Below are 19,761 nucleotides of genomic sequence, written 5' to 3'. Positions count from 1 at the left end.
CGTACGCGGCACACGTCGGAAGAGGAAGGTTCAGCGGAGACCCTGATGTCCGTCATGGGAAACACCGGCACCGACACCGTCGAGCAGGCCGTCCGGGCCGCTCTGGCCACGGTCGAGGACCCCGAGATCCGCAAACCGATCACCGAGGTCGGCATGGTCAAGGGCGTGGCCGTGTCCCCGGACGGCATCGCCCAGATCGGGATCTACCTCACCGTCGCGGGCTGCCCGATGCGGGAGACGATCACCAACCGGGTCACCGCGGCCGCCGGCGCCGTGCCCGGGGTGCGCGAGGTCCGCGTGGAGCTCGACGTGATGAACGACGAGCAGCGCGGCGAGCTGCGCCGGAAGCTGCGCGGGGACTCCGCCGAGCCCGAGATCCCGTTCGCCCAGCCCGGCTCGCTCACCCGCGTGTACTGCGTGGCGTCGGGCAAGGGCGGGGTCGGCAAGTCGTCGGTCACCGTGAACCTGGCCGCGGCGATGGCCGCGAAGGGCCTGCACGTCGGCGTGGTCGACGCGGACATCTACGGGCACTCGATCCCGCGGATGCTCGGCGCGGCGGACCGGCCCACCAAGGTCGACGACATGATCATGCCGCCGCAGAGCCACGGCGTGAAGGTCATCTCGATCGGCATGTTCGTGCAGGACAACACCCCGGTCGTCTGGCGTGGGCCGATGCTGCACCGCGCGCTGCAGCAGTTCCTCGCGGACGTCTTCTGGGGCGACCTCGACGTGCTGCTCCTCGACCTGCCCCCGGGCACCGGCGACATCGCGATCTCCACCTCGCAGCTCGTCCCGAACGCCGAGCTGCTGGTCGTCACCACGCCGCAGCAGGCGGCCGCCGAGGTGGCCGAGCGGGCGGGCTCGATCGCGGTGCAGACGCGGCAGCGGATCGCCGGGGTCATCGAGAACATGTCGTGGCTGGACATGCCCGACGGTTCGCGGATGGAGGTCTTCGGCTCCGGGGGCGGCCGGACCGTCGTCGACCGGCTGACGCAGACCCTCGGCGCCCCGGTCCCGCTGCTCGGCCAGATCCCGATGGAGGCCGGCGTGCGGGAGTGCGGGGACTCGGGCACCCCGATCGTCCTGCGCAGCCCGGACTCGCCGGCGGCGCAGGTCCTGCAGGGCATCGCGGACAAGCTGACGGTCCGCGCGAGAGGCCTGGCAGGCATGTCCCTGGGCCTCAGTCCCGTCCGCAAGTAACCCCACCCCGGACCTCGCATTATGGTTCCATAACGCGATTTCGGGGCCGGTCCGAGCGCGTTATGGTTCCATAACGCGCTCGGGGCGGGCGTCAGACTGTTGCGAGGGCCTTCTGCCAGAGGGCCACGCCCTCGTCCACCTGGTCCGCGGTCGTGATCAGGGGCGGGATGAAGCGGACCACGTTGTTGAACGGGCCGCAGGTGAGCAGGAGCAGGCCGTGCTCCGCGGCGGCCTTGTGCGCCTTCACCGTGGTGTCGGTGTCCGGGCTGCCGTCCGGGTTCGTGAACTCGACGGCGACCATGAAGCCCAGGCCCCGGACGTCACCCACGTTCTTCACGTCCGCCGACGCGGTGCGCAGGCCCTCGAGCAGCCGCGCACCGTTGACCCGGGCGTTCTCGACCAGGCCCTCCTCCTGCACCACGTCGAGCGTGGCGAGGGCGGCGGCGCAGGCCACCGCATTGCCGCCGTAGGTGCCGCCCTGCGAGCCCGGCCGCGCCTTGCTCATCAGCGCGGTCGACGCGGCGATGCCCGAGAGCGGGAACCCGCTGGCCAGGCCCTTGGCGGTGATCAGGATGTCCGGGGTGATCGCGGAGTGCTGGTGGCCCCAGAACTTCCCGGTGCGGCCGTAGCCGGTCTGCACCTCGTCGGCGATCAGCAGGATGCCGTGGCGGTCCGCGCGCTCGCGCAGGCCCTCCAGGAACCGGGCCGGGGTGGGCACGTACCCGCCCTCGCCGAGGACGGGCTCGATGAGGAACGCGGCGACGTCGACGGCCGGGGCCGTGGTGACGAGCTGCCGGTCGAGCTCGGAGAGGGCGAAGTCGATCGCCTGGTCCTCGCTCCAGCCGTAGCGGTAGGCGTAGGGGAACGGCGCGAACACCGTGCCGCCCATCATCGGGTTGTTGCCGGACCGGATCTTGGCGCCGGAGGTGGTGAGCGCCGCCGCGCCCATCGTGCGGCCGTGGAAGCCGCCGTCGAAGGCCAGGATCAGCGGGCGGCCGGTGGCGTGCCGGGCGAGCCGGACCGACGCCTCGACGGCCTCCGAGCCGGAGTTCAGGAAGAACACGCTGTCCAGCGCGGGCGGCAGCACGTCGCCCAGGCGCGCGGCGAGCCGCAGCAGCGGCTGGTGCATGACCGTCGTGTACTGGCCGTGGATCAGGGTCGCGACCTGCTCCTGCGCGGCGGCGACGACCTTCGGGTGGCAGTGCCCGGTGCTCGTGACGCCGATGCCGGCGGTGAAGTCCAGGTAGCGGCGGTCCTCGGTGTCGTACAGGTAGACCCCTTCGCCCCGCGCGACCTGCACGGGGGTCGCCTGGGTGAGGACCGGGGACAGCTGTGCCATGAAGTGCTCCGAGGGTTGTCTTGTTGTCGACAATCCTCAGGGAACCACGGCCGGTGCACCCACGGCAAGGGTCAGGTGCCGAGCAGCGCCACGACGCCGATCAGCACCGGGACCGACACGATCGTCGACGTCAGCGCCGCGTCCCGGGCGAGCCGCACCCCCTGGTCGAAGCGCACGGCGTAGCCGAACACGTTCTGCGCGGTCGGCAGGGCCGCGCACACCACCGCGGCCATCAGCGGCAGCCCGGACAGCCCCAGGACGAACCCGCCGAACACGAACGCCATCAGCGGATGCAGCAGGTTCTTCACGGCCACCACCCACCACAGCAGCGGCCCGATGTCGCCCTTCCCCGGCCGGGCCGCGCCGCGCAGCGAGATCCCGAAGGCCAGCAGCATGCCCGGCACCGCGAGGTTGGCGATCAGCTGCAGCGGGGACATCAGCAGCTCCGGCGGCTGCCATCCGGAGAGGTTGACGACGAGCCCGGCGACGGTCGCGATCGCCAACGGGTTGCGCAGCGGCGCGGTGAACGTCCGGATCCGCGAGGACCGCTCGGCCGGGCTCGACACCACGTCCAGCACGGTGCTGAACAGCGGAGTGAGGATCGCGAGCTGGAACAGCAGGATCGGCGCGATCTGCGCGATGTCCCCGAGGGCGTAGGTGGCGATCGGGAAGCCCAGGTTGCCGGCGTTGACGTACCCGCCGGCCATGGCCCCGATCGTCGTCTCCCCCGCCGGACGGCGGCGCAGGACGCCCATCGGCACGTACAGCAGGCAGGCCAGCGAGCTGGTCACCGCCGTCACCACCAGGCCCGCCGAGAAGACCGTCCGGACGTCCGCGTGGGCGAGGGTGACGAACAGCAACGAGGGGCTGGCCACGAAGAACGAGGCGCGCGAGAGCACCTGCACGGCGGAGGGGCCGAGCACCCCCGACCAGCCCACCCCGTACCCGACGGCGATCACCACGCCGATCACGAGGAAGCCCTCGAGGATGCCGCTCACGTGTCGCCACGTTACGTCGGAGCCGTTCCCGCAGGTCGTGCCGGGTCGTGAGGGGTAACGCGAGCCCTAAGGAGCGTTACCGGCCACGGGGAGGATCCGGGAGACGGCGTCGTCCATGTGTGCCTTCAGGAGGGAGATCATCAGGGCGGCCTCGCCGGCGGAGAGGGCATCGCGCAGGGCGCGGTGCTCCGCGAGCAGGCCCTCGGCGGGCGGGGCGGTCTGCTGCAGGGCGGTGAGGCACATCCGGGTCTCCACCAGCAGCGTCCGGGACATCCGGTGCAGGCGCGGACTGCCGGAGGCGGCGACGAGCTCGGCGTGGAAGTCGTGGTCCGCGTCGGCCAGGGCGACGGCGTCCCCGACGGCCGCGGCGGCCTCCATCGCGGCGATCGAGGTGGTCAGCCTGGCGACGGCCGGGGCGCGGTCGGGCGCGGCCAGCAGCAGCTCGGCGGCGGCCCGCTCGATCGCGGTACGGGCGGTGTAAACATCCCGGACGTCGGCGGCGTCGAGATCGCGGACGAACAGCCCGCGGTGCCGCTCGGAGCGCAGCAGCCCCTCCGCGACCAGGCGCTGCATGGCCTCCCGCAGCGGTCCGCGGCTCACGCCGAGCCGCTGGGCCAGGTCGACCTCGCCCAGCTGGGTGCCGGGCGGGAAGGTGCCGCGCATGATCGCCGAACGGATCCGGTCCGCGACGATCGCCGCCGTCGACCGGCGACTGATGGGTTCGAGCCCGTCCCCGGTGGAGCCGACCGGCCGGGCGGGCTCCGCCGCGTCGAGGACGCTCATGCCGCGAACAGTCTGCCGAGGCCGGACCGCCGGCGCTCGTCGCCGGCCAGCCGCAGACCCTGCCACACGCTGACCTGGTTGGCCGTGAGCACCGGCCGGTCCGCGCGCTCGTCGAGCCGGTCGAGCAGCTCGATCGTGTGCAGCGCGGTGTCCGGCAGGAGGACCGCGTCCGCCCCCGGGGCGTCCGCGGCGACGGCCGCGGCGAAGTCGAGCACGACGTCCTCGGTCAGGGTCCCGACCTCGGCCGCGGTGACGATCCCGCGCGGGGTCATGGTGAGCACCCGGATCCCGGCCTTGCCGAGGAACTCGACGAACCGCTCCGCGACGTCCGCGGGATAGGTGGCCCCGATCGCGACGCTCTCGACGCCCAGCGCCCGGCAGGCGTCGACGAACGCGAACGAGGTGCTCGACGCGGGCACCCGCGCGACCTCCTGCAGGGCCGCGACCTGCGCCTGCGCCCCGTCCCAGCCGAAGACGAAGGAGCCCGACGTGCAGGCCCAGACGATCGAGTCCAGGGGCCCGCCGGATGCGGCGACCGCCTTCGCCCCGTCGGCGAGGATGTCCTCGGAGCCGACGTCGAGCAGCGCGTCGACCCGGTGGGCGTCCTCGCGCATGAGCGTGTGCACCAGGGGCAACCGGCTTCCGTCCCCGAGCAGGCGCTCGGCGCGCGGGTAGTCGTCCTCGGCGGAGAAGCCGGGGTACAGGATTCCGACGGTCGTCACGAGCGATCCCTCTTCAGAACTCCGGGGCTGTTTGTCGACAATCCTACAACCGAGTCCGCGGGGAGCGACAGGTCCAGCAGCCGGCCACCGCCCACCGCCCGCCGGCCGATCGCCCGCAGCGAGGCCCACATCGTCACCTGGTTCGCCGTGATCACCGGCTTGCCCAGGGCCTGCTCGAGCGGCTCGACGATGTCGTAGGTCGGCAGGTTGGTGCAGCTGATGAACAGCGCCTCGGCGTCCGGCCGGTCCGCCGCCCGCACGATGTCGACGACCTGGTCGTAGCCCACCCGCCAGATGTTGCCGAGCAGGCCGAGACCCTCGCTCGCCACCGTCGCCACGCCGTTGTCGGCCAGGAAGTCGACCAGCCGGCCGGTGACCGCGGCGATGTAGGGGGTGGCGATCGCCAGCTTCTCGACGCCGAGCAGGTGCAGCGCGTCGACCAGCGCACCGCTGGTGGTGGTCGCCACGGGGGCGCCCGCCTCCAGCATCGTCTGCCGGAGCACGAGCTCGCCCGCCACCCCGGACACGAAGCTCCCCGAGGTGCACGCGAAGGTCACGACGCCGGGCCGCGGGGTCAGCACGTCCCGGGTGGCGCGGCGCACCGAACGCCGGTCCGCCACCGCGACCGCCATCTCGACAGTGACCGGTGTGGTGAAGAACGGCAGCCGGGTCAGGTAGAGCGAGACGTCCTCGGGCGCCCAGCGCCACAGCTCGCGGTCCAGCGCGAAGTCGAAGGGGGCGACGACCCCGACCCCCGGCGCGTCCGCGCCGTCCTCCGCCTCCGCGAGCCCGACCGACAGTTCAGCAGGCACCGTCCACCTTCTTACGGAACGCGCGCAGCGCGCATGCTCGTTTCGCTAGCTTCTCTCGTAGACGAGCCGCTCGCCCACACTCCCGGACCGCCACACGTCGTGGCACGCCTCGGCCATCGCCGGCAGATCCTGCACGATCGTGGCGTAGACGTTCCCGGGCACCCAGCCGACGTCGCCGTTGAGCAGCAGGTTGTTACGCCCGTAGAAGATCGCGAGATCGATGCCGCCCGCGGCCTGGTCGATGTCCTGGTCCTCCTTGAAGGAGGCGTCGAGCATGCCGCCGTGGAAGTCGAAGTAGCAGACGTCGCCGGGGATGGGCGTGACCGTCGGGTTCTCCTGGCCGATCGTGGCGCCGAACCGCGGGACGATCGAGTAGACCTCGTTGCGCGCGTACTTGGCGTGCTGCGCCGGACCGCCGAGCGGGCCGTCCGCGAGCGCCTCCCACACCGCGGCACTGGTCCGCGGCGCCTCCTTCTCCAGCAGCTCGGCGACACAGGACACGCCGCGGCGCTCGAGGGTGATCCGGATGAGCTTCGACACTGCCTACCTCGCGGGTCGGGGACGCGGATTGTTGACAATCATACGAGCGCTTCCTAGCGTGTCAATCGCCTCCCACCTCCGCGAAAGGATCTTCGGCGTGCCCGTTCCCGCAGGTCAGCCCGTGATCGCCGTGCTGGCCGGAGACGACCGGCCCGACGGGCTCGCCGAACACGCCGAGGTGCGTCTGGCGGGCGCCGACGACCTCCCGGCCGCCCTCGACGGCGCCGACGTCCTGCTGGTGTGGGACTTCCTCTCCCCCGCCGTGCCGGCGGCGTGGCGGGCCGCGGACACCTCCGCCGTCCGCTGGGTGCACACGGCGTCGGCCGGGGTGGACAAGGTGACCTTCCCCGAGCTCCAGGCCCATCCCGCGGAGATCACCAACGCGCGCGGCGTCTTCGACCGGCCGATCGCCGAGTACGTCGCGGGCGTGGTGCTGGCCTTCGCCAAGGACCTCCCCGGGACGTTGCGGCTGCAGGCGCGGGGCGAGTGGCGGCACCGGGAGACCTCGACCGTGCGGGGCCGGCACGCCGTCGTGGTCGGCAGCGGGCCGATCGGGCGGGCGATCGCGGACCTGCTCGGCGCGATCGGGCTCCGGACCTCGCTGGTCGGGCGGCGGGCGGCCGACGGGGTGCACGCGTTCTCGTCGCTCCCGGAGCTGTTGCCGTCCGCCGATGTCCTCGTGCTCGCCGCGCCGCTCACGGACGCCACCCGCGGCATGCTCGACCGGGTTTCGCTGGGGCTGCTCCCGGGGAATGCCCTGGTCGTGAACGTCGGTCGCGGAGGGCTCGTGGTCGAGCCCGATCTCGTCGCGGCCCTGCGGGAGGGCCGGATCGCGGGGGCGGCGCTCGACGTCTTCGAGATCGAGCCGCTGCCGGCCGCGTCGCCGTTGTGGGGCATGGACAACGTGATCGTCTCGCCGCACATGTCCGGCGACGTCGCGGGCTGGCGGGGCATGCTGCGGGACCAGTTCCTGGAGAACCTGGCCCGCTACCGCGCCGGCGAACCGCTGCACAACGTCGTCGACAAGACGCTGGGCTATGTGAAGGGCACCTCGTGAGCACCGCTGATCTCTCCGCCACCGACCTCCTCGCCGGGTACGAGAAGGGAGAGATCTCGCCGGTCCGCGCCACCCAGGACGCGCTCGACCGGATCGAGGAGCACGACGGCGCGGTCAACGCCTACACTCTGGTCGACGCGGACTCGGCGCTCGAGTCGGCTCGTGCCTCCGAGGCCCGCTGGAAGGCCGGCACGCCGGTCGGCCCGCTCGACGGCGTCCCGACCTCGATCAAGGACATCCTCCTGACGAAGGGCTGGCCGACCACCCGCGGATCCTGGGTGGCGGAGCAGCCCGAGCCCCACGACGTCGACGGCCCACCGGTCGCGCGGGTGCGCGCGGCCGGGGCCGTGCTGCTCGGCAAGGTCACCACGCCGGAGTACGCGTGGAAGGGCGTCACGGACTCGCCGCGCTGGGGAGTGACGACCAACCCCTGGGACAGCCGGCTCACGGCGGGCGGCTCGTCCGGCGGATCGGCCGCGGCCGTCGGGCTCGGGATGGGTGCGCTCTCCCTCGGCACGGACGCCGGCGGCTCGGTCCGGATCCCCGCGGCGTTCACCGGGACGGTCGCGCACAAGTCGACCTACGGCCGCGTCGCCCACTACCCGGGCAGCCCCTTCGGCACGCTCGCGCACGTCGGGCCGATGACCCGCACCGCCCTGGACTCCGCCCTGCTGCTCGACGTGATAGCCGGTTTCGATGCCCGCGACCCCTGGCTGCTCGACGCGCCCCCGCGCTCGTTCGCCGAGCAGGCCGTCGAGGGGATCGCGGGGCTGCGGATCGCCGTCAGCCCCACGCTCGGGTACGTCGACGTGCACCCGGACGTGCTCGCCGCGTTCGAGGCGGCCGTCGCGGTGTTCTCGGCGCTCGGGGCGACGGTCGAGCGGGTCGACCCCGGGTTCGCGGACTGCCTGGAGCCCTTCGAGCTGCTGTGGTTCGCCGGGGCGGCCAAGTGTCTGGAGCCGTACTCGGCGGAGCAACGCGCGAGGATGGACCCGGGTCTGGTCGAGGTCGCCGAGCAAGGTGCGGAGTTCTCGGCCGTCGACTACCTGGGCGCGATGGCGGTGCGGAACGACATGGGCGCGCTGATGGGCGCCTTCCACCAGGACTTCGACCTGCTGCTCACCCCGACGCTCCCGATCCCCGCCTTCGAGGGCGGCCGGGAGGCCCCGTCGGGCTCCTCTCGGTGGACCACCTGGACCCCGTTCACCTACCCGTTCAACATGACCCAGCAGCCCGCCGCGAGCGTCCCCTGCGGCTTCACGTCCGAAGGTCTGCCGGTGGGCCTGCAGATCATCGGCCCCCGCCACGCGGACGGCCGGGTCCTCGCCGCGGCCCACGCCTACGAGCAGGCCACGGACCACCACCAGCAGATCCCCACCCTGCTCCGGTAACCCGCGCCCTCTTTCGCATTATGGTTCCATAACGCGAATTTCGGCCCGCCTTTTTCGCATTATGGTTCCATAATGCGGGGGGTCAGGGTCAGGTGGCGTCGGGGTCGATCGGGGGGCGCTCGTTCGGGGCGAGGCGTTCGACCGGCTTCGCCGACGGTGGGGCGGCGGGGCCCGTCTCGCTGAGGTTGCCGGCGCCGTTGCCGTTCCCGTTGGTGCCCCGGCCGCGGAGGGCCTGCATGCCGAACGGGTCCGGGTCGTCCTCGAACAGGGTGCGGCGGACCGCGGTACGCGGGTTGAAGTTCCGCAGGCCCCGCAGGTCCTCGAGGGGCTTGCGGAGCTCGTCGAACTCGGGGCCCAGCTCGTCCCGCAGCTTGGTCTGCGCGCCGGTGGCGTACTCGCGGACCTGCTTGATCGTGCGCCCGAGCCATGCGGCGGCACCAGGGAGCCGCTCGGGACCGAGGATGAACAACCCCGCCACCACGAGGACGAGGATCTCTCCCCAGCCGACGCTGTCGAACACGACGCCAGCCTACGCGGCGCTCAGTCCGAGGCCAGTGTGGCGGTGACGGTCAGGGGGCGACCGTCGCGCACCAGCTGGATCGGGACGACGTCGCCGGGGTTCTTCTCGCGCACGGCGACGATCATCTCGTCCGCCCCGGCGATCTCCCGGTCCCCGACCTTGACGATCACGTCGCCCTCCAGGATGCCCGCGGCCGCGGCGGCGCCCCCGGCCACGACGTTCTGCACCTGGGCCCCGTCGGCCGAGCCGTCGGTGACCGAGCGGACGTTCACGCCGAGGTCCGCGTGGGTGACCTTGCCGGTGCGGATCAGCTCCTCGCCGATCGTGCGGGCCGTGTCGATCGGGATGGCGAAGCCGAGGCCGATGGATCCGCCCTGGTCCTGGCTGCCCTGGCCGCCGAGGCTGCGGATCGCCGTGTTGATGCCGACGACGGCGCCGGTCGAGTCCACGAGCGCGCCGCCGGAGTTGCCGGGGTTGATCGCGGCGTCCGTCTGCACGGCGTCGATGACGGCGACGTCGTTGCCCTCGCCGTCGAGCCGCACCGGCCGGTCCAGCGCGCTCACGATGCCGGTCGTCACGGTCCCGACCAGGCCCAGCGGCGAGCCGATCGCGATCACGGCGTCGCCGACCGCGAGGTCCTTCGTGGACCCGATCCGCGCCACCGTCGGGTTCCGGACGGCCACCTTGACCACCGCGAGGTCCGTCTTCGGGTCGCGCCCGACGATGCTGGCCGCGGCCCGGCTGCCGTCGTTGAACACGGCCTGGATCGTGGAGCCCTGCGCGGCCGCCGCGGGCGCGACGACGTGGTTGTTCGTGAGGATGTAGCCCGCCGGGTCGATGACGACGCCGGAGCCGGTGCCGCCCTGGTCGCCGACCTTGATGTCCAGGGACACCACGGCGGGCAGCACCCGGGACGCGATGTCCGCGACCGAGCCGGGCGGGCGCTCCTTGGCGTCGGTGGTGCTGGTGAGGGTGGCGCCGGGGTCGGTGAGGGAGTTCGCGCCCTCGACGGTGTAGCGGCCCACGAGCCCGCCGACCGCCCCGATGAGCAGCGCGATCACGCCGAGGACCGCCAGCGCCCTCGGCTCGACGCGGCGGCCGAACAGCACCTCGCGCACGGACAGCCGGGGGCCGGGGGTGGGTTCGGGGGCCGGGGCGGCGTCGTCCTCGGGCGGGGGGCCGAGCTCGACGGCGGTCTCCGGGCGGCGCCAGGGGTCCTCGTGGCCCTTGCCGTTGCCGTCCCAGAAGGCGTCGTCGTCCGGGAGGCGTTCGCGGGCGCCGGCGGGCGGGCGTTGCAGGTCCGGCGCCGCGGCACCGGGGCGTCCGAACGCGCCGGCGAGGGCCGCGGTCGGTGGCGCCGCGGAGGGGCTGCGACGGCCGTTGGAGCCGCCGCGGGCGGAGAACGTCCCGTCGACACCACCCGGGCGGCCGAACACGGCCGCCTCGGCGGGATCGGCGGCGGGGCGGTCCAGGCCGCGGGCCGCGAGCCGGGGCGGCTCCTCCCGCGCGGGCTCACCGGTCGCGGAGTCGGGAGCCTCGGAACCGGACGCAGCAGGGCCCTCGGGTTTGTCGGGCTGCGCCGCACCGCCGGCGGGATCCTGCTCGTCGCTCATGGTGCGGTCCAGCGTGCCGCACGCGGGGTGAAGTCCGCGTAGCCGCTCAGCGCCGAATCCGCGGGTCCGCTCAGCGCCGAATCCGCGGGTCCGCTCAGCGCCGAATCCGCGGGTCCGCTCAGCGCCGAATCCGCGGGTCCGCTCAGCGCCGAATCCGCGTGAGCGCCCAGCGCCGAATCCGCGGGTCCGCTCAGCGCTGCTCGCGGTCCTCCGGGCGGGTGGCCGGTGCGGGTGTGGAGGTCGGCGCGGGGGTGCTGGTCGCGGCGGGGGTCGCCGGCGTGCGGATCGCGGCGGGCTGGAAGGCCGGGCCGGTGCCCAGCCGGGCGCCCGCGTCGGCGGTCCCACCGAGGACCGATCCGCCGAGCACTCCCCGGTCCTGCGCCGGGGCTCCGGGCGCGATGCCCGCGGAGGGCAGCGCGCCGAAGGCCAGGGCGCCGAGCGCGAGCCCGGACACGGCCGTGGCGCCGACCCGCAGCCGTCGGCCACGGTTCTGGCTGGGCACGTGGGCGGGCGCGTCGCCGAGGCCTGCGGGCGCGATGCACGCCCGATCGGACGGCATCTGCTCCGGCCGCAGCACGGAGACCAGCTGGCCCTCCGCCGTGACCGCCAGGCCGGGGGGCGGAGGCGGCAGCTCGGCCTCCATCGGGATGGAGCGGAGCAGCGACATCAGGGACGCCGGCGCCTGCGGCTCGTCCGCCCCGCGCAGGGCCGAACGGACCTGGCGCTGCGAGACCACCTCGGCCGCGCACTCGCCGCAGCCGGCGACGTGACCCGCCGCCCGCTCGTGCGCGCCGGCCGAGAGCTCGTCGTCGACGAACGCGACCACCGCGTCCTGCGACAGGTGGTCGGTGCCCCAGTTCGGGGCACCACCGAATCCGAACCTGCGAGAGGGGCGCAGTGCGTCCGCCATCTCGTTCCTACCTCCCAGCTCCTGCCAGTTCACGACGCTCCGTGCCCGCCGCGCCACTCTCGAGCGCACGCTGACGCTCGATCGCCTGACGCAGTGCGGCCCGGCCGCGGTGGATCCTGCTCCTCACCGTACCCAGCTTCACCCCGAGGGTGGCGCCGATCTCCTCGTACGAGAGGCCTTCCACGTCACACAGCACGACCGCGGCACGGAACTCCGGGGCCAGCTCGTCGAGTGCGGCCTGCAGCGTCGGGTCCAGGTGGGTGGCGGAGAAGACGTCCTCGGGCTCGGGGCCACCACCGGGGAGCCGGTCGGTGTCCTCGGGCAGGCCCTCCATGCGCAGGCGGGCGCGGCGGCGGACCATGTCCAGGAAGAGGTTGGTGGTGATGCGGTGCAGCCAGCCCTCGAACGTGCCGGGGCGGTAGTTGGCGAGCGAACGGAAGACCCGGATGAAAGTCTCCTGGGTGAGGTCCTCCGCGTCGTGCGGGTTGCCGGTGAGCCGGTAGGCGAGTCGGTAGACCCGGTCCGCGTGCTCCCGGACGACCTCGTCCCAGCTCGGCGGGGTCCAGTCGGACCCGTCGGACGAACCCGACACGTCGTCGAATCCCACGGTGGCCGGTCTGTCGGTCATGGCGGGGAGCGCACCTCCTGCGGCGGGTCGTGCCGTTCGATGAACGACGGGCCGGCGGAGATGGTTCCCGGCCCCGGGAGGGACCGACGACCCCGGTCCCACGCCACAAACGATGACGGACGCCCGTGACAGGAGGGTGATAACCGTCTGAGAAGAACCTGTGAACCCTGGCGGGGCCCCGCAGTCGGTAGGTTCTCGACCATGACGGCAGGTGAGCGGACCGCGACGAGCCCGCTGCTCGCGTTCCTGGCCGCGACGACCGGGGCGCGGGCGGTCGTGGAGGTCGGCACGGGATCCGGGCGGACCGGGCTCGCGCTGCTCGGCGGCATGCGCGCGGACGGCGCCCTCACCACGATCGACGTCGATCCGGAGCTGCAGCGGGCGGCCCGCCGCACCTTCCTCGACGCGGGGCACGCGCCGGGCCGGCTGCGCCTGATCAACGGCCTGGCCCTCGAGGTGCTCCCCCGGCTCACCGACGGCGGCTACGACCTCGTCGTGGTCCACGCGCACGAGGGCGACCCCGCGGCCTATCTCGCCGAGGCGCTGCGGCTGCTGCGTCCGGGCGGGGTCGTCGTGCTCGCCGATCCCGGCCAGGTGGTTCCCGACGAGGAGGAGCAGCTCGTCTCCGCCGTCGTCGAGGGAGTCCTGGTGGCGACCAGGGTCCGTGACCGGAGTGCGTGACCAGTAGCCCGTGACGAGCGTGACTAGAGGGCCGTCACACCCTTGCCGAGGACGACGACGCCGCCCGGGCTGACCGTGTAGCGCGCCCGGTCCAGGGCCAGGTCGACGCCGATCAACGCGCCGTCGGGCACCACGACGTTCTTGTCCAGGATCGCGCGGCGCACGACCGCGCCCCGGCCGATCCGGGCGCCGGGCAGCACCACGGAGTCCGACACCTCGGCCCCGGCCTGCACGCTGACCCCGGGCGAGAGCGTGGACCGGCGCACGATGGCCCCGGACACGATCGTCCCCGCACCCACGATGGAGTCCTGCGCGATCCCGCCCTCCACGAACTTCGCGGGCGGCAGCGGCGGCATCGCGGTGCGGATCGGCCAGCGCGAGTTGTAGAGGTTGAAGATCGGGTGCACCGACACGAGGTCGGTGTGCGAGTCGTAGTAGGCGTCGATGGTCCCGACGTCGCGCCAGTAGCCCGAGTCCCGGTCCGTGGCGCCGGGGACCACGTTGTCCGCGAAGTCGTAGACGTGCGCGTCTCCCTCGGACACCATCCGCGGGATGATGTCGCCGCCCATGTCGTGCTCGGAGTCGCCGTCCTCGGCGTCCGCGCGCAGGGCGTCCACCAGGGCCTCGGTGGTGAACACGTAGTTGCCCATCGAGGCGAAGGTGACGTCGGGATCGTCCGGCACGTGCGGCGGCTCGGAGGGCTTCTCCAGGAAGCCGACGATCTTGCCGGACTCGTCGGAGTCGATGCAGCCGAAGGCCTTCGCCTCCACCCGCGGCACCCGGATGCCGGCCACGGTCACGCCGGCGCCGGTCGCGATGTGCTGGGCGATCATCTGGCTCGGGTCCATGCGGTACACGTGGTCCGCGCCGAAGACGGCGATGTAGTCCGGCCGCTCGTCGTACACGAGGTTGAGGCTCTGGAAGATCGCGTCCGCCGAGCCGGTGTACCAGCGCCGGCCGAGGCGCTGCTGCGCCGGCACGGTGGTGATGTACTGGCCGAGCACGCTCGAGAGCCGCCACGTGGTGGAGATGTGCCGGTCCAGGCTGTGGGACTTGTACTGGGTGAGCACGCAGATCTGGTGCACCCCGGCATTGACCAGGTTGGACAGCACGAAGTCGATCAGGCGGTAGTTGCCGCCGAACGGGACGGCCGGTTTGGCCCGGTCCGCCGTGAGCGGCCACAGCCGCTTCCCCTCGCCGCCGGCGAGCACGATGCCGAGCACGTTGGCGGGCATCCCGCCCGGGGCGAGCATGCGTGGCGTCGTCATCGCGGCCCCCCGTCGGTCGTCGAGCTGGTGCGTGGCGCACCGGAACCCTTGAACCCGCGGAGCAGGCGCTGCCCCACCAGGCGTCGTGCCGTCACTCCGACGACCCTAGTGCGCCACGGGTGTGTGCGGCCAGACGGAGGGAGACCTCACGCGGCGGACGAACTACGGATAGCGTGTGCACGCGTGCGGATCGGACTGCTCACCCGCGAGTACCCCCCGGAGGTCTACGGCGGGGCCGGCGTGCACGTCGCCCACCTCGTCCCGGCGCTGCGCGCGCTGGTGGAGGTCGACGTCCACTGCTTCGGCGCCCCCCGTGAGGGGGTGCGCGCCTACCCCACGCCGGGCGGCCTGGCCGCGGCGAACCCCGCGCTGCAGACGCTCGGCACGGACCTGACCATGGTCGCCGGCATCGAGGGCGCGGACATCGCGCACTCCCACACCTGGTACGCCAACATGGCCGGGCACCTGGCGAAGATCCTCCACGGGATCCCGCACGTCGCCACGGCGCACTCGCTGGAGCCGAGACGACCGTGGAAGGCCGAGCAGCTCGGCGGCGGGTACCGGCTCTCCTCCTGGGTCGAGAAGACCGCGTACGAGGCCGCGGACGGCGTGATCGCGGTCAGCGAGGGCATGCGCCGGGACGTGCTGGAGACCTATCCGGCGCTCGACCCGGCCCGGGTGCACGTGGTGCACAACGGGATCGACACGGACTTCTACCATCCGGACCCGGCCCGGAACGCGCTCCTGGAGAACAACGTCGACCCGGACCGGCCCAGCGTGGTGTTCGTCGGCCGGATCACCCGGCAGAAGGGGCTGTCGCACCTGGTCGCGGCCGCCCACGCGATCTCCTCGGACGCCCAGGTCGTGCTGTGCGCGGGCGCCCCGGACACCCCGGAGATCGCCGCGGAGACCGAGCAGGCGGTCGCCGAGCTCGCCGCGAGCCGGCCCGGCGTGATCTGGGTGCGCCGGATGCTGGGCACCGCGGAGGTCCGCCAGCTGCTGTCGGCGGCGACGGTCTTCGTGTGCCCCTCGGTCTACGAGCCGCTGGGCATCGTGAACCTGGAGGCGATGGCCTGCGGCACGGCGGTCGTGGCCTCGGACGTCGGCGGGATCCCCGAGGTGGTCGACGACGGCGTCACCGGCACCCTGGTGCACTGGGACGAGGCGGACGTCGAGGGCTTCCGCCGCGACCTCGCCGCCGCGATCGACGCCGTGCTGGCCGATCCCGCCCGCGCCGCCGCGATGGGCGAGGCGGGCCGGCAGCGCGCGATCCGGGAGTTCACGTGGCAGGCGGCCGCCGAGAAGACCGTCGACATCTACCGCACCCTCTGACACCCGCGAGTCGGCACATTCCGTAGGCCGAATGTGACGCCGGCGACGCGTCGTCAGCGTATGTTTCGGCCTCCCGAAAGTGCCGACTCGCGGGGTGGGGGCGGGCGGGGCGGATCAGCGGGAGCGCTGGCGGGCGCGGTGGGCCGCGACCGCGGAGCGGTTGGCGCAGGCCGGGGAGCAGTAGCGGCGGGCCGCGTTGCGGGAGGTGTCCGCGAAGACCCGCTCGCAGCCCTCGGCGGCGCAGCGCCCGTGCCGGTCCAGCCCGTACTCGCTGACCAGCATCGCCAGCGCGAAGGCCGTGGTGGAGCGCACCCGGTCGAGCACCGGGGCCTCCGGCGGGGCGTAGTGCAGGTGCCAGCCCTGACCGTCGTGCCGGGCGAGGTGCGGTCCGATGCGGACGTCCGCGAGCACCGCGTTCACCGCGGCCGCCGCCTCGTCGAGATCCTCGACGTCGAACACCGTGCGCAGCCGCTTCGCCCAGCCGCGCAGCGCGGGCTCGACGGACGCCGGCGCCCGCCCGGCCACGTACCCGTGGTCGACGAGCAGTCGCCGCAGCTGGTCCGGCGGGGGTAGTTCGTCCGATCCGCCCCGCGTCGGCGCCGTCACGACGTTGACGAGCGCGACCGCTGCACCGAGTGCGTCACTTCGGTAACCGATGAAGTCCACTGGCCTCTTACACCTGCTACCCTCGAGCCGTAAGCCGTCAACAACGAATGCATATTACCGAAGCGAGGGGCAACATGCGCTGCGCGCACTGCGGACGACCGGTGGCCGACACCGTCCCGCTCTCCACCCATCACACGTCGGAGGGGTGGGTGCGCTACCGGCGCTGCGGCTGCGGTTCGGTCTCCGTGGAGCTGGTGACCCTGGAGCCGCGGGACGCGGCCGTCGCACAGGGCCTGCACCGGCTCGACCTGCACAGCCTCGATCTGCACACTTCCCGGGCCTGAACCCGGTCCGATCGACGGCCGGTGCCGCGGCCCCTCGGGGCGACCGCGGCGACCGGCCGGGAGTCCGGGGTCGCTCAGCCCGTGGCGGTCCGGAGTGCCTCGCCGAGGTTCTCGGCCTCCTCGGGGGTCATCTCGACGACGAGACGGCCACCGCCCTCCAGCGGAACCCGCATCACGATGCCCCGGCCCTCCTTGGTCACTTCCAGGGGTCCGTCGCCGGTCCGGGGCTTCATCGCCGCCATGTCCTGCTCCCTCCGTCTGTCGTCTCGTGCAGGGCGCCGATGCGCTGGGGAGCGCGCACAGGCGGGATGGTGCGTGTCATTCTTCCTCATCACGGATCGCCGCACACAACCGAGCCGATCAATCGGGTGGCGTTCACGCAGCGCAGCCGCCTGAATGCGCGCTGTCCGGGGCCCGCGCGGGGTCAGTCCGGGATGGACCCGACCGGCGTAGGCGAGCCCGTCCGCCCGGCCCGGAAACAGTCCGCCACATGGTCGTCGACGAGGCCGGCGGCCTGCATCAGGGCGTAGCAGGTCGTGGGCCCGACGAACCGGAACCCGCGCCGCTTGAGCTCCTTGGCCATCGCCTTCGACTCCGGTGTGGTCGCCGGGACCTCGGCCAGGGTCGCCGGGCGGGCGTGCTGCGCGGGCGCGAAGCTCCACAGCAGCTCGTCGAGCGGGCGGTCCAGCTCCAGCACGGCCCGGGCGTTGGCGATCGCGGCCTCGATCTTCAGGCGGTTGCGCACGATCCCGGCGTCGCCGAGCAGCCGCGCGACGTCCGCGTCGCCGAACGCCGCGACGGCCGCCGGGTCGAACCCCGCGAACGCCGCCCGGAAGTTCGGCCGCTTGCGCAGGATGATCAGCCAGGACAGTCCGGACTGGAATGCCTCGAGGCTCAGCCGCTCGAAGAGCTCCTGCTCCCCGCGCAGCGGGACGCCCCACTCCTCGTCGTGGTACGCGACGTAGTCCGGGGCCGAGGTGGCCCAGCCGCAACGGCTCAGCTCGTTCACGCGGCGGACGCTACCGCCGGCCACCGACAGTTCCGGGGATCAGACCCTCTCGGAGAGGCGCGCCAGCCGCCGCAGCGCCAGGGTGAACCCCGCCGTCGCCACCGGCTTCACCAGCGGCCAGCCCAGGGCGCCGAGGCGCCCGAACGGCAGCTCCAGCCCCTCGGTCCACACGAACCGGCAGCGCTCGGGGCCCAGCGCCTCCACGTCGAACGTGCTGTCGCCGCGCACGAGCACCCCGGTGTGCCGCACGAGGACCCGCCCGCCGCCGTCGGCGCCCGGCGCGAACTCCCGGACCTCCATGGTGTCGACGGCCCCGACGTCACCGATCCCGGTCACCGCGACCACGACCGTCCCCGGCGAGCGGCCGTCGCCCGCGACGACCCGGACCCGGGTGGCCGGGATCCACTCCCGCTGGCGCTCCCAGTCCGTCACCAGGTCCCAGACCCGCGCCGCGGGCGCCGCGATCCCGGTCTCGACGACGAGGTCCCTGCGGATCATCGGCCCTCCTCGGCCTGGGCGTCCTCGAGCTCGGCGACCCGCCCGGCCAGCCGGTCCCGCTCCTCGGCGACCCGGTCCAGTTCCTCCGCGAGCCGGTCGAGCACCCAGTCCACCTCACCCATCCGGTAGCCGCGCACGACCTGCTGGAAGCGCAGGGCGCGGACGTCCGTGCCGGCGACCTCGCCCGCCGGGAGCCGGGTCGGCGTGGCCCCGGGCGCGAGCGGGGCGAGCTCCTCGCCACGCCCGAAGACCAGGCTGGCCAGGAGGAACACCACCGCCGCCACGACCGCGACGACGATCAGGTAGATGAGCGCGGTCCCCACCCCCGAATCACACCACGGGAGCGGGAACCGCGCGACGAAGACCCGGCCGAGCCGGCGTCAGGCGACCCGGTCGTGCTTCGCCAGCAGCTCGCGCAGCAGCTGCCCCATGGGCGGGCGCTCGGTCGGGTCGAGCTCGCGGCTGTTCGGCACCCACTCGCCGCCGACCTGCACGAACTGGGTGAGCGGGGCGCCGGTGTCCGGCAGCCCGCAGCGGCGCAGCGCCGTGGCGGTGATCTGCCGCGACATCACGCCCAGGTCCATCAGGTTGCGGTTGCGGTGCTTGCGCACACCCAGGTTGACCTGCGCGATCGCGTCGAGCCCCCGGGTGGCGACGGTGTCGAGCAGCAGCCCGATCTCGACCCCGTAGCTGGTCGCGAACGGCACGGACTCGAGCAGCTCCCGGGTGCCGGCGTACTCGCCGCCGAGCGGCTGCACGATCCCCGCCAGCTCCGGGCGCAGCGCCGAGAGCAGCGGGCGGGCGACCAGCTCGGTCACCCTGCCGCCGCCGTGCTCCAGGGCGCTCGCGTCGCTCACCTCCAGCCGCAGCGGACGCCGGTAGAAGCCCTTGACGAGGTGCACCCCGTCGGCCAGCAGCAGCGGGCCGAGCAGCGAGGGCACGAACGCGGGATCGAAGTCGACGAGATCGGAGTCGATGAAGCAGACGACGTCCCCGTCGGTCGCGGCGAGCGAGCGCCACAGCACCTCGCCCTTGCCCGGCACGGGCTCCAGGTGCGGGACGACGTCCGTGCGCAGCGCGACCCGCGCGCCGTTCTCCCTGGCTATCGCGATCGTGCGGTCGGTGGACCCGGAGTCCATGACCAGCAGATCGTCGACCAGGGGCCTTTCACCTTCCGTGAAAGGACGGATACCGGCGACGATCGCACCGATCGTCGCCTCCTCGTTCAGGGCCGGGAGGACGACCGACACCCGTCGGCCACGTTTGGCGGCGACCAGGTCGTCGACGGTCCAGTCCGGGGTCTGCCAGGTACGACGGGTGAACCAGTCCTCGGTGATGGGCTGCACGGTTCTCCTCGGGTCGGTTTCGGGCACGGTCATCAACTCGACGGAGCGGAAACACGAATACTCCGCCCACCCATGACGTCCGCGGTATCAGCCGGTAACACCGGCGTTAATTGCCTCCCGATTCGACTTCGCACTCGTCCCAAACCATTCTTCCGGGTGATTCC

Annotated in this window: 23 protein-coding genes; 6 read left to right on the top strand and 17 right to left on the bottom strand. The window is 73.1% G+C overall.

Features of this window, described 5'->3' with window-relative positions; translation table 11 throughout:
* The first annotated feature begins 45 nt into the window (after positions 1 to 45).
* Positions 46 to 1,200: an Mrp/NBP35 family ATP-binding protein gene (locus ABD324_RS11260; protein ID WP_425565801.1), complete on the top strand. Its 1,155-nt coding sequence runs from the start codon at positions 46 to 48 to the stop codon at positions 1,198 to 1,200.
* Between the two features lie 91 nt (positions 1,201 to 1,291).
* Here ABD324_RS11260 and ABD324_RS11255 read toward each other — a convergent pair whose 3' ends face one another.
* The 6 genes from ABD324_RS11255 to ABD324_RS11230 form a co-directional block, all read right to left on the bottom strand.
* Entirely contained in the window at positions 1,292 to 2,539 is a 1,248-nt protein-coding gene (locus ABD324_RS11255) for an aspartate aminotransferase family protein (RefSeq protein ID WP_344415301.1), read from the bottom strand.
* A gap of 71 nt (positions 2,540 to 2,610) precedes the next feature.
* On the bottom strand, positions 2,611 to 3,537 hold the full coding sequence (locus tag ABD324_RS11250) for an AEC family transporter (protein ID WP_344415299.1): 927 nt from the start codon (positions 3,535 to 3,537) through the stop codon (positions 2,611 to 2,613).
* A 66-nt stretch (positions 3,538 to 3,603) separates the two neighbouring features.
* On the bottom strand, positions 3,604 to 4,320 hold the full coding sequence (locus ABD324_RS11245; protein WP_344415297.1) for a GntR family transcriptional regulator: 717 nt from the start codon (positions 4,318 to 4,320) through the stop codon (positions 3,604 to 3,606).
* Entirely contained in the window at positions 4,317 to 5,042 is a 726-nt protein-coding gene (locus ABD324_RS11240; RefSeq protein ID WP_344415295.1) for a maleate cis-trans isomerase family protein, read from the bottom strand. The genes ABD324_RS11245 and ABD324_RS11240 overlap by 4 nt, the downstream gene beginning before the upstream one ends.
* On the bottom strand, positions 5,039 to 5,854 hold the full coding sequence (locus ABD324_RS11235) for a maleate cis-trans isomerase family protein (protein WP_344415293.1): 816 nt from the start codon (positions 5,852 to 5,854) through the stop codon (positions 5,039 to 5,041). Before ABD324_RS11235 ends, ABD324_RS11240 begins: the two co-directional genes overlap by 4 nt.
* A gap of 45 nt (positions 5,855 to 5,899) precedes the next feature.
* Positions 5,900 to 6,394 (bottom strand): DUF3830 family protein, encoded by a 495-nt coding sequence (locus ABD324_RS11230; protein ID WP_344415291.1) that lies wholly within the window; start codon positions 6,392 to 6,394, stop codon positions 5,900 to 5,902.
* A gap of 97 nt (positions 6,395 to 6,491) precedes the next feature.
* On the opposite strand from ABD324_RS11230, the gene ABD324_RS11225 reads away from it, so the two are divergent.
* Positions 6,492 to 7,451: a D-2-hydroxyacid dehydrogenase gene (locus ABD324_RS11225; RefSeq protein WP_344415289.1), complete on the top strand. Its 960-nt coding sequence runs from the start codon at positions 6,492 to 6,494 to the stop codon at positions 7,449 to 7,451.
* Positions 7,448 to 8,842 carry an amidase gene (locus ABD324_RS11220; RefSeq protein ID WP_344415287.1) on the top strand — a complete coding sequence of 465 codons (1,395 nt, stop codon included), beginning with the start codon at positions 7,448 to 7,450 and terminating at the stop codon, positions 8,840 to 8,842. Before ABD324_RS11225 ends, ABD324_RS11220 begins: the two co-directional genes overlap by 4 nt.
* Positions 8,843 to 8,930: 88 nt before the next feature.
* Here ABD324_RS11220 and tatB read toward each other — a convergent pair whose 3' ends face one another.
* The 4 genes from tatB to sigE all read right to left on the bottom strand — a co-directional run bounded on the left by tatB (position 8,931) and on the right by sigE (position 12,513).
* Complete coding sequence (gene tatB / locus ABD324_RS11215; RefSeq protein ID WP_344415285.1) at positions 8,931 to 9,362, bottom strand: Sec-independent protein translocase protein TatB; 432 nt, start codon at positions 9,360 to 9,362, stop codon at positions 8,931 to 8,933.
* A gap of 20 nt (positions 9,363 to 9,382) precedes the next feature.
* The gene (locus tag ABD324_RS11210; protein ID WP_344415283.1) at positions 9,383 to 10,975 is read right to left on the bottom strand and encodes a S1C family serine protease; all 1,593 of its coding nucleotides are present in this window, start codon (positions 10,973 to 10,975) and stop codon (positions 9,383 to 9,385) included.
* A gap of 190 nt (positions 10,976 to 11,165) precedes the next feature.
* The gene (locus ABD324_RS11205) at positions 11,166 to 11,918 is read right to left on the bottom strand and encodes an anti-sigma factor family protein (RefSeq protein ID WP_344415281.1); all 753 of its coding nucleotides are present in this window, start codon (positions 11,916 to 11,918) and stop codon (positions 11,166 to 11,168) included.
* Positions 11,893 to 12,513 (bottom strand): RNA polymerase sigma factor SigE, encoded by a 621-nt coding sequence (sigE, locus tag ABD324_RS11200; RefSeq protein ID WP_344415279.1) that lies wholly within the window; start codon positions 12,511 to 12,513, stop codon positions 11,893 to 11,895. The genes ABD324_RS11205 and sigE overlap by 26 nt, the downstream gene beginning before the upstream one ends.
* Positions 12,514 to 12,714: 201 nt before the next feature.
* Here sigE and ABD324_RS11195 point away from each other — a divergent pair, with 201 nt between their 5' ends.
* Positions 12,715 to 13,194 carry an O-methyltransferase gene (locus tag ABD324_RS11195; RefSeq protein ID WP_344415278.1) on the top strand — a complete coding sequence of 160 codons (480 nt, stop codon included), beginning with the start codon at positions 12,715 to 12,717 and terminating at the stop codon, positions 13,192 to 13,194.
* A gap of 23 nt (positions 13,195 to 13,217) precedes the next feature.
* Here ABD324_RS11195 and glgC read toward each other — a convergent pair whose 3' ends face one another.
* The gene (gene glgC, locus ABD324_RS11190) at positions 13,218 to 14,462 is read right to left on the bottom strand and encodes a glucose-1-phosphate adenylyltransferase (protein ID WP_344415276.1); all 1,245 of its coding nucleotides are present in this window, start codon (positions 14,460 to 14,462) and stop codon (positions 13,218 to 13,220) included.
* A gap of 183 nt (positions 14,463 to 14,645) precedes the next feature.
* Between glgC and glgA the strand changes: the two genes are divergently transcribed.
* Positions 14,646 to 15,794: a glycogen synthase gene (gene glgA, locus ABD324_RS11185; protein WP_344415274.1), complete on the top strand. Its 1,149-nt coding sequence runs from the start codon at positions 14,646 to 14,648 to the stop codon at positions 15,792 to 15,794.
* 114 nt (positions 15,795 to 15,908) lie between these two features.
* On the opposite strand, the gene ABD324_RS11180 is transcribed toward glgA, so the two are convergent.
* On the bottom strand, positions 15,909 to 16,460 hold the full coding sequence (locus ABD324_RS11180) for a CGNR zinc finger domain-containing protein (RefSeq protein WP_344415272.1): 552 nt from the start codon (positions 16,458 to 16,460) through the stop codon (positions 15,909 to 15,911).
* Between the two features lie 101 nt (positions 16,461 to 16,561).
* On the opposite strand from ABD324_RS11180, the gene ABD324_RS11175 reads away from it, so the two are divergent.
* Positions 16,562 to 16,744, top strand: coding sequence for a hypothetical protein (locus tag ABD324_RS11175; protein WP_344415270.1), 183 nt, complete (start codon positions 16,562 to 16,564; stop codon positions 16,742 to 16,744).
* Positions 16,745 to 16,818: 74 nt separating this feature from the next.
* Here the strand turns inward: ABD324_RS11175 and ABD324_RS11170 are convergent, their stop codons facing one another.
* The 5 genes from ABD324_RS11170 to ABD324_RS11150 all read right to left on the bottom strand — a co-directional run bounded on the left by ABD324_RS11170 (position 16,819) and on the right by ABD324_RS11150 (position 19,588).
* Positions 16,819 to 16,986 carry a DUF3117 domain-containing protein gene (locus ABD324_RS11170; RefSeq protein WP_344415268.1) on the bottom strand — a complete coding sequence of 56 codons (168 nt, stop codon included), beginning with the start codon at positions 16,984 to 16,986 and terminating at the stop codon, positions 16,819 to 16,821.
* Between the two features lie 182 nt (positions 16,987 to 17,168).
* On the bottom strand, positions 17,169 to 17,753 hold the full coding sequence (locus ABD324_RS11165) for a DNA-3-methyladenine glycosylase I (RefSeq protein ID WP_344415266.1): 585 nt from the start codon (positions 17,751 to 17,753) through the stop codon (positions 17,169 to 17,171).
* Positions 17,754 to 17,792: 39 nt separating this feature from the next.
* Positions 17,793 to 18,251 carry an SRPBCC family protein gene (locus ABD324_RS11160; protein ID WP_344415264.1) on the bottom strand — a complete coding sequence of 153 codons (459 nt, stop codon included), beginning with the start codon at positions 18,249 to 18,251 and terminating at the stop codon, positions 17,793 to 17,795.
* On the bottom strand, positions 18,248 to 18,574 hold the full coding sequence (locus tag ABD324_RS11155) for a DivIVA domain-containing protein (protein WP_344415262.1): 327 nt from the start codon (positions 18,572 to 18,574) through the stop codon (positions 18,248 to 18,250). The genes ABD324_RS11160 and ABD324_RS11155 overlap by 4 nt, the downstream gene beginning before the upstream one ends.
* Before the next feature lie 57 nt (positions 18,575 to 18,631).
* Positions 18,632 to 19,588: a glucosyl-3-phosphoglycerate synthase gene (locus ABD324_RS11150; RefSeq protein ID WP_344416343.1), complete on the bottom strand. Its 957-nt coding sequence runs from the start codon at positions 19,586 to 19,588 to the stop codon at positions 18,632 to 18,634.
* Between the last annotated feature and the right edge of the window lie 173 nt (positions 19,589 to 19,761).

Source organism: Pseudonocardia ailaonensis (genome assembly GCF_039531635.1).
In the GTDB taxonomy this organism is placed as follows: Bacteria; Actinomycetota; Actinomycetes; order Mycobacteriales; family Pseudonocardiaceae; genus Pseudonocardia; species Pseudonocardia ailaonensis.
The sequence above is the reverse complement of the archived record's forward strand: the minus strand, read 5'-3'. Positions and strand labels throughout refer to the sequence as shown.

Bases quoted from the DNA above. Each gene is read 5' to 3' on its own strand.
- ABD324_RS11160 (WP_344415264.1), bottom strand. From the start codon at position 18,251: ATGATCCGCAGGGACCTCGTCGTCGAGACCGGGATCGCGGCGCCCGCG.
- ABD324_RS11255 (WP_344415301.1), bottom strand. From the start codon at position 2,539: ATGGCACAGCTGTCCCCGGTCCTCACCCAGGCGACCCCCGTGCAGGTC.
- ABD324_RS11195 (WP_344415278.1), top strand. From the start codon at position 12,715: ATGACGGCAGGTGAGCGGACCGCGACGAGCCCGCTGCTCGCGTTCCTG.
- glgC (WP_344415276.1), bottom strand. From the start codon at position 14,462: ATGACGACGCCACGCATGCTCGCCCCGGGCGGGATGCCCGCCAACGTG.
- ABD324_RS11210 (WP_344415283.1), bottom strand. From the start codon at position 10,975: ATGAGCGACGAGCAGGATCCCGCCGGCGGTGCGGCGCAGCCCGACAAA.
- sigE (WP_344415279.1), bottom strand. From the start codon at position 12,513: ATGACCGACAGACCGGCCACCGTGGGATTCGACGACGTGTCGGGTTCG.
- ABD324_RS11260 (WP_425565801.1), top strand. From the start codon at position 46: ATGTCCGTCATGGGAAACACCGGCACCGACACCGTCGAGCAGGCCGTC.
- ABD324_RS11245 (WP_344415297.1), bottom strand. From the start codon at position 4,320: ATGAGCGTCCTCGACGCGGCGGAGCCCGCCCGGCCGGTCGGCTCCACC.
- ABD324_RS11170 (WP_344415268.1), bottom strand. From the start codon at position 16,986: ATGGCGGCGATGAAGCCCCGGACCGGCGACGGACCCCTGGAAGTGACC.